10 protein-coding genes are annotated in these 12,686 nt (G+C 61.7%); 1 reads left to right on the top strand and 9 read right to left on the bottom strand.

All coding sequences use genetic code 11. From position 1 onward, the window contains the following. Positions 1-99: 99 nt before the first annotated feature. From ACMGF5_RS24805 to ACMGF5_RS24830, 6 genes are all read right to left on the bottom strand, one after another. Positions 100-1,263 carry an acyl-CoA dehydrogenase family protein gene (locus tag ACMGF5_RS24805; RefSeq protein WP_414156588.1) on the bottom strand — a complete coding sequence of 388 codons (1,164 nt, stop codon included), beginning with the start codon at positions 1,261-1,263 and terminating at the stop codon, positions 100-102. 15 nt (positions 1,264-1,278) lie between these two features. After that, positions 1,279-2,826 (bottom strand): class I adenylate-forming enzyme family protein, encoded by a 1,548-nt coding sequence (locus tag ACMGF5_RS24810; RefSeq protein WP_414157385.1) that lies wholly within the window; start codon positions 2,824-2,826, stop codon positions 1,279-1,281. A gap of 165 nt (positions 2,827-2,991) precedes the next feature. Further along, a complete protein-coding gene (locus ACMGF5_RS24815; RefSeq protein WP_115274417.1) occupies positions 2,992-4,248 on the bottom strand; it encodes an OprD family porin in 1,257 nt (418 codons plus the stop codon). Between the two features lie 65 nt (positions 4,249-4,313). Continuing rightward, a complete protein-coding gene (locus tag ACMGF5_RS24820) occupies positions 4,314-5,618 on the bottom strand; it encodes a CitMHS family transporter (RefSeq protein WP_161871517.1) in 1,305 nt (434 codons plus the stop codon). Positions 5,619-5,742: 124 nt separating this feature from the next. Next, a complete protein-coding gene (locus ACMGF5_RS24825) occupies positions 5,743-7,059 on the bottom strand; it encodes a dicarboxylate/amino acid:cation symporter (protein WP_125924022.1) in 1,317 nt (438 codons plus the stop codon). 77 nt (positions 7,060-7,136) lie between these two features. Continuing rightward, complete coding sequence (locus ACMGF5_RS24830; RefSeq protein ID WP_174142488.1) at positions 7,137-8,216, bottom strand: 4-oxalomesaconate tautomerase; 1,080 nt, start codon at positions 8,214-8,216, stop codon at positions 7,137-7,139. 147 nt (positions 8,217-8,363) lie between these two features. On the opposite strand from ACMGF5_RS24830, the gene ACMGF5_RS24835 reads away from it, so the two are divergent. After that, on the top strand, positions 8,364-9,257 hold the full coding sequence (locus tag ACMGF5_RS24835) for a LysR family transcriptional regulator (protein ID WP_012315010.1): 894 nt from the start codon (positions 8,364-8,366) through the stop codon (positions 9,255-9,257). Between the two features lie 95 nt (positions 9,258-9,352). Here the strand turns inward: ACMGF5_RS24835 and ACMGF5_RS24840 are convergent, their stop codons facing one another. From ACMGF5_RS24840 to ACMGF5_RS24850, 3 genes are all read right to left on the bottom strand, one after another. After that, a complete protein-coding gene (locus ACMGF5_RS24840; RefSeq protein WP_012315011.1) occupies positions 9,353-10,132 on the bottom strand; it encodes a MetQ/NlpA family ABC transporter substrate-binding protein in 780 nt (259 codons plus the stop codon). Next, positions 10,129-11,304 (bottom strand): N-methyl-L-tryptophan oxidase, encoded by a 1,176-nt coding sequence (gene solA / locus ACMGF5_RS24845; RefSeq protein ID WP_414157386.1) that lies wholly within the window; start codon positions 11,302-11,304, stop codon positions 10,129-10,131. Before solA ends, ACMGF5_RS24840 begins: the two co-directional genes overlap by 4 nt. 104 nt (positions 11,305-11,408) lie before the next feature. Beyond that, positions 11,409-12,653: an MFS transporter gene (locus ACMGF5_RS24850; RefSeq protein ID WP_115274412.1), complete on the bottom strand. Its 1,245-nt coding sequence runs from the start codon at positions 12,651-12,653 to the stop codon at positions 11,409-11,411. Positions 12,654-12,686 lie beyond the last annotated feature (33 nt).

Consider the following 12,686-nt stretch of genomic DNA (forward strand, 5'->3'; position numbering starts at 1 on the left):
CGTACGGGGGTTGGGCAGGGAAGCATCCACAGTCATGGCGATTACTCTTGTTATTGTTGTGGAATGTAACAAAAGGCCACCGCAGTGGCGGCCCAAGGGTCACGCGGGCATCAGGACGCCTTTGGCGATGGTGTTGCGCTGAATTTCACTGGTACCGGTCAGGATGCGCATCATTCGGGTGGCACGGAAAATCCATTCCACGGGGTGGCCCTGCATCAACCCGGCACCGCCATGCACCTGCACGGCCTTGTCGGCAATGCGGAATGCGGCCTCGGAGACGAACAGCTTGCACATCGGCGCCTGGGTACGGATGTCACCGCCGGCATCGTTCACCTGCGCAGTGGCGTAGACCATGCTGCGTGCTGCGTGCAGCTCAGTGGCCATGTCGGCGATCATATGGTTGACCGCCTGGAACATGGCGATCGGCTGGCCGAACTGCTTGCGGCTACGGGCATGCTCGATCGACAGGTTCAGGGCCAAGCCGGCCATGCCCAGCAAGGTCGGGCAATGCAGCAGCCGGTTGAGGGTAATGCGCCCCATGGCCAGCTTGAACCCTTGGCCCTCCTCGCCAATCAGGTTGGCCGCTGGCACGCGCACCTCATCCAGCACGATGTCGCCATGAGCCCCACCACCGGACATCACCGCATAGTCGCTTTCGACACGCACGCCCGGCGCCTTGAGGTCGACGAAAAACGCCGAAATGCCCTGCGCGCCCTGCCCGGGCCCGGTCACGGCCAGCAACACCGCCAGGTCGGCGTAAGTGGCACCAGAGATGTAACGCTTGCTGCCGCTCAGCACGTAGTGATCACCGTCGCGGCGCGCCTGGGTGCGGATGGCAGTGGCGTCCGAACCTGCCTCGGCCTCGGTCAGGGCGAAGCACACGGCTTTCTCGGCGCGGCACACCGGCTGCAGGAAATGCTCCACCTGATAGGGGCTGGCCACTTTGAGCAGGTGGCCCACCCGCGGCGGCCCGGACAGCTCGCCCAGTACATGCGGGGCGAGCATCGAACCGGTCAGCACCGTGGCTTCCTTCACAGCGCACAGGTCAGCCACGCTCAAACCTGCACCCCCCATGGCCTCTGGCAGCATGAGGGTGTAAAGGCCCTGCTCGCTGGAGCGCTTCCATACTTGCCGCAAGACTGCCTGAGGATGCGGGCGCGCCCAGTTCAGCTGCATCTCCTGCTCCAGCGGGCGAACCTGGTCGCGGACGAACCCTTCGATGGCTTCGATGATCTGCGCAGCTTTTGCACTCGGTTGATACATGGTCATGCTCCCTGATCAGATACGACGATCGCTGTGTTGCCAGTAGGCTTCCCGGACCAGGCGGCGCACCACCTTGCCATTGGGGTTTTTCGGCAGTTCGGTGACGAAATCCACGCCTCGCGGCTTCTTGAAACCGGCCAGGGCGCGGCCGCAGCGCTCGATGAGCTCGGCGGCGTCAAGCTGTGCGTCGGGCTTGAGCACCACCACAGCGCGCACCGCTTCACCCCACTGCTCGTCAGGCACGCCGACCACTGCCGCCTCGAACACTTCGGGGAAGCCGTAGATCACCTGCTCCACTTCGCTGGGGTACACATTGAAGCCCCCGGAAATGATCATTTCCTTCTTGCGGTCGACGATGAACACATAACCCTGCGCATCGACCGTGGCCAGGTCGCCGGTCAGGTAGTAGCCGTCGCGCATGACTTCGGCGGTGAGCGCCGGCGCGCGCCAGTAGCCCTGCATGATGTCCGGCCCCTTGACCACGATTTCGCCGATCTCGCCCGGTGCCACATCCTCGAATGCCTCGTTCACCACCCGCAGGTCGGTTTCGAAATAGCAGCGCCCGCAAGAGGCCAGGCGCTGGTAGTTGCCGTCTTCGATCAGGTGGTCCTGCTCGGTCAGTACCGTGACCAGCGAACAGGTTTCGCCGGCACCATAACCTTGCACGAGAATCGGCCCGAACAGTTCGATGGCCTTTTTCACCAGGGCCGGGGCCATGGGCGCGGCGCCATACATGACCAGTTTGAGGCTGGACAGGTCGAAGCGCTCGACGTCGGGATAATTGACCAGCCGGTTGATCATGGCCGGTACCAGGAACAGCCGCGTCACCCGCTCACGTTCGATGGCCTCCAGCAACAGGCGATCGTCGTAGCGGTCGAGCAGCAGGTTGCAGGCGCCCACCGCCAGCAGCGGCATGATCTGCATGCCGCTGGCATGGGTGATCGGCCCCACATGGGCCATCACATCGTCAGGGCCTGAACGCCGCGTGGGGCTGGCGATGCTCTTGCGGACCAGCGCCTTGCGGTTGCCAAACGACAACATGGCCGCCTTGAGTACACCGGAGCTGCCGGAGGTGTAATGCAGCACTGCCAAGGCGTCGTCGGCAGGGTCCAGGCTACACGGTGCCTCGCTGCCGCGCTCAAGCAGCGCGGCATAACCCAGGTCACCGCCCTCGCCCTCCAGCGCGATCACCTGGCGCAACATCGGCAAGGCCTCGCGTCGTTCAGCCAGCGCCTGGGCGAAGGTGGCATCGGTGATCAGCGCAACGCTGCAGGAGTCTTCCAGCACCCGTACCACTTCATCCAGCGACAACCGCGCGTTGATCGGCACCTTGACCATCGCCGCCTTGTACAGCGCCACCTCTGCCTCTACCAGTTCCACGCGGTTGGCAGCCAGGATCGCCACATGTTCACCGCTGGCAACGCCCAGTGCACCCAGCCCCGAGGCAAGGCGGTTGCTGCGCCGTTCCAGCTGGGCATAGGTCAGGCGCGTCTGGCTGTCCGCCACGGCAGTGTGGTCCGGCCAGTAGCGGGCACTGCGGGTAATGATCTTTCCAAGGTTCACGTTGTTGTTCTCGTCGACAGGAAGACATCGACGATGCTAAACAGCCAGGCGCGGGCGGATGTAATACCAGTTTCCGATGCCGGCCATAACGAATTTGGCTGGCATCGGACAAACGCCTGAAACCGTTGGCGCATTGCCCCAGGCACTGGCGTTTACAGGCCAGTTTCACCAGATGGCAATGTCATAGGTCAGGTAGAGGCGATTGCTGTCCCTTCCGCGGGAATAGTCAGACCTGTAGACATAGTTGCGCAGCCGTACCCCCAGCCCTTTGAGTGCCCCGCCCTGCACCACATACGCAAGCTCGGCGTCACGCTCCCATTCACTCAACCCCTGCGCCCCGGAGCGGCCGTTGTCGCCGCTCAGGTAGCGTGTCATGAAGGTCAGCCCAGGCACGCCTGCGGCGGCAAAGTTGTAGGCATAGCTTGCCATCCAGGTCTTTTCTTCTTCCTCGATGAACTTGCCGATGCCAACGTTGCTGAACGAATACACCGTGGCACCACTGATGTACGGCAGGCCGGCTTCACCGTCCAGCACCTGATACCCGGCGCCGAAGGTGTGCCCTGAATGGGCGTAGGACACCTGTGCGCTGAACATGTCGTTGTCGATGCTGCCGCCGTACGCCGCGCCGCTGTCACGGCTGGTGAAATACCGCAGGTCGGTGGTCAGCACCCCGCCGGCCAGCGCAAGGTCATGTACCAGGCCGGCAAAGTCCTGGCGGTAGAAATGCTCGAGCTGACCGTGGAAGTAGCTCAAGCGCAAGTGCTTGCTGAACGCGTAGTCGGCGCCGGCGAAGCTGAAGTCGCCAGACTCGGCGCCGCCATAACCGTCCAGGTACAAGCCGGTACTGTTGGACGAGTCGCGTTGCTTGAACCGGTCCAGATGCCCGGCAGTGAGCGTCAGCCCCTCGATATCGGTACTCGTCAGCTGCGTACCCTGGTAGGTCTGGGGCAGTACTCGGGCATCGTTGTAGACCAGTACGGGGGTCTTGGGCAGCAAGGTACCGTGCTTGACCACCGTACTACCCAGGCGGGCCTTGGCCGTTACCCCGGCACTGGCGAACTCCTGGGCGGCGCGACCGTCGTCATGCACCGGCAACAGGCCCGTGCCGCTGCGGCCACGGCCGGAGTCCAGCCTGACCCCCAAGAGCCCCATCGCATCGAGCCCCAGGCCCAGCGTGCCTTGGGTAAAGCCCGACTGATAGTCGAGCAGGAAGCCTTGCGCCCACTCGGTTCGCTCGCTTTTGGCGGTGGCGGCGGCGCGGGCGCTCATACCCTGCTCGTCGCGGAAATTCTCGTTGAAATAAACGTTGCGCAGTTGCAGTTTGAGCTTGCCGTCATCGACAAAACCGGCAGCGCCGGCAACAGGCAGGCAGCCGCAGAGCAGGCCACAGGCGGCCGCCGCACGCAGAGCAGTTGGGGACATGTTCGGTACTCTGTTGTTGTTTTTGAATGAGTAGAAAGCGGGCGCCCGGCGGCGCCCAGGGCCAATCAGACGAAGAAGGACAAGGCACCGGTGGCCAGAGCCAGCGCGGTGATCACCAGCGAGGTGAGCACCGCCCATTTGACGGTGGCCTTCTGAAAGTCGCCGATATCGCGGTCGACCATGCCCACCAGCAACAGGGTCGAGGCCACCAGAGGGCTCATCAGGTGCACCGGCTGGCCGAGCACCGAAGCGCGGGCGATCTCGACCGGGTCGATGCCGTAGGCGGCAGCCGCGTTGGCCAGGATAGGGACTACGCCAAAGTAGTAGGCATCATTGGACAGGACGAACGTCAGCGGCATGCTGGTGATCGCCACCACCAGCGGAAACCAGTGGCCCCAGGACTGCGGAATCCAGTCCACCAGTGTCTGCGCCAGCGCATCGACCATCTTCGTGCCGGAGAAGATGCCGGCGAAAATCCCTGCGGCAAAGACCAGCAGCACGACCGTCATGGCGTTGCCGGAGTGGGCCAGGATGCGCTCTTTCTGCACCTCGAGTTGCGGGTAGTTGATCATCAAGGCAGCGACAAAACCGATCATGAACAGGATCGCTGCGTGCATCACGCCCAGGACCAGCGCGATCATCACCGCCACCACCAGCAACAGGTTGACGTAGGCAAGCCGCGGACGCTTGTGCGGCGTGTCCTCGAGAATCGCCTTGATGTAGCAATTGCCGCCACCGGATTCGAGCTTGATGTTGCCGATGCGTTTGCGTTCGGCACGGCCCAGCAGGAACGCGGTGAAGACTACCCAGGCAGCCCCACCGATCATGGTCGGCAACATCGGGATGAAGTACTCGGTCGCATCGAGCCCCAGCGCGGCGATGGCCCGTGTCGCCGGCCCGCCCCATGGGCTCAGGCCACTCATGATGCTCAGCGAAAGCATCGCCACCGTTGCCAGGATCATCGGGTTCATGCCGATGCGCTTGTACAGCGGCAACATGGCCGCACAGGTGATCATGTAGGTGGTAGTGCCATCACCATCGAGCGCCACCAGCAGCGAAAGCAGTGCAGTGCCGATGGCGATCTTGATCGGGTCGCCATTGACGCGTTTGAGAATCTTGCGGATCAGCGGATCGAACAGCCCTGCGTCGATCATCAGGCCAAAGAACAGAATGGCGAACAACAGCAGTGCAGCCGACGGGGCAACCATCTTCAGGCCGTCGAGCATCATCTTGCCGGTTGTCGGCGCAAACCCGCCGATCACGGCGAACACGATGGGGACTACGGTGAGCGCAACGATCGGCGACAGCCGTTTGCTCATGATGAGGTAGGTGAAGGTCACCACCATGATCAGGCCAAGCAATGCGAGCATGATTGGGTTCTCTTGTTTTTATTCTAGGCGTGGCCATCTGGCGCGCAGGCGGCCCCCTGCCCCACTCGGCATCACAGTGATGCTGAGCGGGGTTCAAGTCAACGAAGGGTGTTACGGGTGATGATCAGCCGTGATGACGGGGCTCTGCAGGCCAACTGGGCGCTGTTGGCGCGGCCTGCCCGGCGAGCGGCTCACGCTCACCGTTAAGGGTGCGCATCAAGGTATCCCGCTCACAGGCATTTTCCGAAAGCGAGACCACCACGGTGGCAACTGCATTGCTGGCCAGGCTGGTCAGGGCGCGCGCCTCGGACATGAAACGATCGACGCCGATCAGCAGCGCCAAGCCTGCCAACGGGATGTCGTGGATGACGGTCAGGGTCGAGGCCAGGGCTACGAAGCCACTCCCGGTCACACCGGCAGCGCCCTTGGAAGACAGCAGCATGATGGCGAGCATGGTGATGGTCTGCCCCAAGGTCAGGTCGATGTTGCACGCCTGGGCGATGAAGATGGCCGCCAGTGACAGGTAGATCGCCGTGCCGTCCAGGTTGAAGGAGTAACCGGTGGGCAGCACCAGCCCCACCACTCCTTTTTTGCAGCCCAGTTTTTCCAGCTTCTCCAGCATGCGCGGCAACACCGGCTCGGTAGAAGAAGTACCGAGCACCACCAGAAACTCCTCACGGAAATAACGCAGCAGTTTCCACAGGCTGAAACCATGCGCGCGGCAGATGCCACCGAGTACGACGATGACGAAGAAGGCGCAGGCGATGTACAAGGTGCCTACCAGCTTCGCCAGGGCGCCAAGCGAGCTGATGCCGTACTGGCCTACGGTAAAGGCCAAGGCACCGAACGCACCGATCGGCGCGAAGCGCATCAGGTAGCCAAAAATGCGAAACACCATGGCCGAAGCGGATTCGAGCACATCCAGCACCGGCTTGCCCTTCTCACCCATCGAGGACAGGGCAAAACCGCTGAGTACCGCGATGAACAGCACCGGCAGCACTTCGCCTTTGTTGAATGCGCCGATGAAGGTATCGGGAATGATGTGCATGAAAAAGTCGACCACGCTCAGTTTCGCCGCCGACGCCGCATACTGGCTGAGCCCCTCGGTGCTGAGGGTGGCGGGGTCGATGTTCATGCCCTCGCCGGGACGGAAAAGGTAGACCGCCGCAAGGCCGATGATCAGGCTGACAACGGTCAACCCCAGGAACAGGAGCAAGGTCTTGCTCATCAAGCGCCCCAGCGAACGCTTGTCGGTCATGCCGGCAATCCCGGTGACGATGGTGCAGAACACGACAGGCGCGATCATCATCTTGATCAGCTTGATGAAGGCATCGCCCAGCGGTTTGAGCGCAACGGCCTGTTGCGCCCAGAAATGCCCGACCACTACGCCCAGCACGACGGCGCAGAGAATCTGGAAGTACAGTGATTTTGCGATCTTCATGAGGCATCACCCATTGTTGAAATTGTGCGGATGCGCTTTGTTGCCTGGGTTACCACGGTTTGACGCCAGGCCGGGTTTCAACCGGCCATACGCTGAAAACCAGGGGCGTATACAAAACCGGAGAACAGCCTGCGGGCAGTTCGTACCACCGAGGCCTGAATGGTCTGGCCATCAGGGCCACCGCGCGAAAGCGCGACATCGATACCGCCGCTGGGATGTTCCAGGCGTACTTGGGTGAGTGCTTCGGCAGTATCACCGAGCATGTCCATCACTACAGTGCCTGGGCTGACGCAGGCAGTTGCCAGCCCGATGGACCCTGTGATGGCCAGCGCCCGGTGGCAGTTGTGCGGCATGAAATACCGGACCTGCAGCGTACCGTCAAAGCGTGGTGCCGATATCAGCACGGGCTTTGGGATCACCATGCCGCTGACGTCGCCCAGGCCCATGGCCTTGCCCGCTTTCAGGCGCAGGGCTTCCAGGCGCTGCAGCAGGGCCGTGTTCGCATCCAGTTGCGCTGGGGTTTCCGACCCCGTTACGCCCAGTTGCGCGGCATCGACGATCATCATGGGCATGGCCATGTCGATGCAGGTCACGGGAATACCGTCGATCACATCCTTGGCCTGCCCCGTCGGGAACAGCTTGCCGGTCTTGCTACCCACGGCATCGAGGAAGGTCAGGTGAACCGGGGCGGCAGTGCCCGGCACGCCGTCGATCGCCGTACGCCCTTCGTAGCGCACGATGCCGCCGGGTGTCTCCACCAGCGAATTGACGAAAGTGTTGGTGTTGAGGTTGCGGATACGCACCAGGGTCTTGCCGTCATTGCCCTTGACCAGCCCTTGCTCGATGGCGAAAGGGCCCACGGCACACAGCATGTTGCCGCAGTTGGGGGCGGTATCGACGCGGCGCTGGGCAACCATCACTTGCACGAACAGGTAGTCGACATCGGCGTCGGCATGCAGCGAAGGGCTGATGATGGCCACCTTGCTCGTCTGCGGGCTGCCACCGCCGATGCCGTCGATCTCAAGCTCGTGACCGGAGCCCATCAGGTTGATCAGCAGCTCGTCGCGCTCGACCACATTGGCTGGCAGATCCCACGCATGAAAGAACGGGCCTTTGGAGGTACCGCCGCGCATGAGCACACAAGGAATTCGTTGCATGACTACTGACTCTTGTTGATCAATTGGGGAAATTGATGTTCTGGACACAAGAGTGACAAAGATTGATAAATCGATCCAATGCAAATATCGTCGCCATTGTTGCGTTTAACAAAACAATAAAGCGGTGAATTCCCTTAGGAACACATCATGGAATATGAGCTGCAAGACATAAGATCTTTCGTGAAAATCGCCGAACTTGGCAGCTTTCACGAGGCGGCTGAGGTGCTGCACCTCTCGCAACCTGCGTTGAGCCGGCGGATAAAAAAGCTCGAAGAGGGTCTGGGAACACCCCTGCTCGAGCGGACCACCCGTCGCGTGAGCCTGACCACCGTCGGCCGCGATTTTCTGCCCAAGGCCAGGCGCCTGCTGGATGATTTTGAAGATTCGATCCTGAGCATTCGTGAACTTGCAGAGCGCCAGACCGGCCAGGTGACCCTGGCCTGCATCCCAACCGCCGCGTTCTACTTCCTGCCCTCGGTGATTCGGGACTACAACGAGCAGTACCCGAAAATCCGGATTCGGCTGCTGGACCTCAGTGCCAACGAGGGGCTGGAGGCGGTGCTGCGCGGCGAAGCCGATTTCGGCATCAACATGATGAGCGGCCAGCATCCGGATATCGAGTTCGTGTCGCTGGTGCAGGAGCGTTTCGTGCTGGCCTGCCGGCGCGACCACGAGCTGGCCGATCGCGCTTCGGTCACCTGGACAGAGCTTGCCGATTACCGGCTCATCGGCGTCGGCCGCCTCAGTGGCAACCGCATGTTGCTGGACCATGCGCTGTCCGGGCTCAGCTGGCGGCCGAAGTGGTTCTATGAGGTGCAGCACCTTTCCACCTCGTTGGGCATGGTCGAAGCCGGGCTGGGGGTGTCGGCCATGCCAAGCCTGGCCATGCCGGCTGCCGACCATCCAACGCTGGTGAGCATTCCGCTGATGGAGCCCGAGGTGACGCGCACGCTCGGGCTGGTGTATCGACGTGGGGCCTCGCTTTCACCAGCGGCAGAGAAGTTTGTTTCCATTTTGCTGGAGAAGTGGCCGAACCGTTGATCGGTTGGGGTTACTCAAGAGTCAGGTTTTTAACGGATTGTCCGGGGGCGGGATATCGGGAGGTGGACGCCACAGCAATCCCCAAAGGCCAAAAATCAGAACGCCGGCACAACATCGCCGTGGTAGCGATCCAGGATGAACTGCTTCACCTGAGGCGAATTCAACAATGCCCCAAGCTTCTGTACAGCCGGGTCGCTAGCCTTGTCCCTGCGTACATACAGGTAGTTGGCGTACGGCGATTCCGAGCTTTCGATGAACAACGCATCCTTGTGCGGCTCAAGCTTGGCCTCCAGCGCGTAGTTGGCATTGATCAGCGCCAGGTCCACCTGACCAAGGACGCGCGGCAGCATGGCGGCTTCAAGTTCCTTGAACTTCAGATGCTTCGGATTGCTGGTGATGTCAGCGGCGGTCGCCATGATATTGCCAGGGTCCTTGAGCGTGATCAGCCCCTGCTTGGCAATCAGTAGCAGTGCGCGCCCGGAGTTGGTGGGGTCGTTGGGAATTGCAACGATGGCGCCGTCCTGCAACTCGGCCACAGATTTGACCTTGCTTGAGTAGGCCCCGAACGGTTCGATGTGTACAGCAACAACCGGGACCTGGTCGCTATTGGGCCGGTCTTTCTTGTACGCCTCGTAGTAGGGCTTGCTCTGGAAGTAGTTGGCATCCAGCCGGCCCTCGTCTACCTGGCGGTCAGGCTGGATATAGTCGGTGAAGACCTTGATATCCAGCTCGACCCCCTGCTTGGCCAGCTCAGGTTTGAGGAACTCCAGAATCTCGGCGTGAGGCACAGGCACCACAGCGATCTTGAGCGTTTCAGCCTGTGCAGTACCGAGCGTGGCAGCCAGCAGAGCCAGCGAAAGTGCAATGCGCTTCACGAGAGTTTTCCTTGGAATCGTTGGAGGGTGAACGATGAAAGATCGAGGTCGGTCGAGCCCCGGATGCACCACTGGGCGAATGCCTCGCCCAAGGCGGCGGAGTGTTTGAAACCATGGCCAGAGCACGCTGACACCACCAAGGTGTGCTTCAGCGCAGGGTGTTCGTCGATAATGAAGTGGCGATCTGCAGTGACGGTGTAGGCACAAACGGCAGACTTGACGACCTTGTCGGTCACCCCGGCGATACGGCCTTGTACTTGCAACTCGTACATCTCGCGCTCTTCTGCCGCGCTCACGGTCCGGTCCAGCAGGTCGGGCAGCGATGCCGTGTGGTATTGGGCCGTGGCGATTTTCAGGCTGCCCTCACCCGGCAGCGCAGGGAAACCGTAATTGATTTTGTCGTCCCCGCGCCCATGGGTCAGGATGAACGTTGGCGATGCACCCTCAAGGCCCGCCTCGGCTTCGAGCTCGAACCAGAACAGCTTCTGCCGGTAGACACGCAGCAAACGGTCGAACGGCTCGCCCAACAAACCACCCGCCCAGTTGCCGGCACTGAACACCAGTTTGCGGGCCTTTAACGTACGCAGGTTGGTGCAGACCGTGACGCCGCTTTCATCCGAGTTGATCTGAGTAACCGTTTCACCTGTGTGCAGCGTTGCCCCGTGTTGCACTGCCAGGCGCAACTGCGCGTCGATGCACCGTTCGGGGCGCACGAAGCCGCCACCGGGCTCGAAGTAGCCGATCGCATCGTCGCGCACGTTGGCAAATTGCGGGAAGCGCTGACGGATCTGTGCAGCGCCAAGCACTTCGTGCTCGATTCCGTAGGCTTGGGCCAGGCCTATGGTGCGCAGGGTGAAATCGCTTATATCGTCCGGATCGAAGTCGGGACTGGAGGTCAGTGCCAGCAAACCGGACTGCTCGAACAACGATTCGCCAGACAGCGCCTCAAGTTCACGCCAGATTTGCTGAGCCCTCTTCACGATGGGAACATACTGGGCACCCTCGCCTACGGAAAGCCGGGTAATGCGCGTATCACCGTGGCTCGAGCCAAAGGTATGCGGTGGGTGGTAGCGATCGACCCCCACCACATCCACGCCCGCCTTGGCCAATTGATAAACGGTGGCGGCCCCCATGGCACCAAGCCCGATGACGACTACTTCGCAGTGCTCCACTGAGTATCGCTCGCTCAAAAAGGCGTTAGTTGAAAGCAGGCGGGCTCAGTAAACAAAGAATTAAAGGGTATATCGATATGCCCTTGAGTAGACCGTGTTCAACCTCAGCTTTCTTTCACTGGCGCGGGTGCCGTTGCGCGAGCGCGTTTAGCAGCATTACCGGACCGATCGCTTGCCATCCACAACAGCAGTGACAAGCCCACCGCCAGCACTGCAATCAGCGCACCCACCCAGCCCAGCGCAGCCAGCCCCAACTGCTCAATGGTGACGCCGCCAATCACAGCGCCCAACCCGATGCCCGCGTTCGCCGCAGAGACGTTCAGCGTGCCGGCGAGGGCCTGCGCTTTGGCGCCTGCGATCATCACGCGCACCTGGCAAACAGGGAACAACGCGGTATACGCAATACCCCACGCGGCCAGGGCCACAACCAGCAACCACAGCGTATCGACCGCGGGTGGTGCACCCGCCATGCCGGCGCCCAGCACCGTCAACAACACGATGGTCGCGCCAAGCGGGCTGCGGTCGACCAGCCGCCCGCCGATGGCATTGCCAATCATGCCCACCGCACCGAAGCCCATCAGCCACCAGCCGACCTGCGCGCTGGGCACATGGGCAAGGCGCTCGAGCATGTCAGCCAGGTAGGTGTATGCGCTGAACATGGCAGTGAACACCACCACCGAGAGCGCGACGTGGAAGACGAACTTCGGATCCCGCAGGATGACCGTCTGGCGTTCGCCGCCCGCCCTTTTGGGGGCCTCTGGCAACTGTGGCAGGAACACCCACATCAGCAGCGCAATGACCAGGCAAAGGCCCGAGATCAACCAGAAGGTGCCCCGCCAGCCGAGCGCATCGGCTGCCAGTGTGCCCAAGGGAATGCCGAACACGAACGCCGCCGTGATGCCCAGATAGACCCGGGCGACCGCCTTGCCTTCATTGCCTTTACCCGCCAGCTGGGCTGCCGATTCACTGGCGGTGCCCCAGAACACGGGAAGCGTCGCAGCAGCCAGGATGCGCGACAATGCCATGGTCCAGAAGTCAGTAGCGACCGCCGACAGCGCATTGGATGCGGCGAAGATCAGCAGGACCCCGAGAAACACCTTTTTGCGATCCCAGTGGGATATCGCAGCGGTGAGAAACGGCCCGACAAGCATCACGGTAAAGGCGAACACGGTGACCAACTGACCCGCTTTGGGCACGGTAATACCCAGATCCCGGGCGAGCCCGGGCAAGATGCCGAGAATGATGAATTCGGTGGTCAGCACCGCGAACGCCGCCATCGTGAGGATCAGAATGCTGGTGCCTGCACGGGCATCTGCTGCCCCCGACAGGGACGCAGGGTTGGCATGCATGAGCGAATACTCCAGAACAGGAAAATGGAGCAG

It is taken from the genome of Pseudomonas sp. BNK-15, from assembly GCF_047456105.1.
GTDB classification, from domain to species: domain Bacteria; phylum Pseudomonadota; class Gammaproteobacteria; order Pseudomonadales; family Pseudomonadaceae; genus Aquipseudomonas; species Aquipseudomonas putida_E.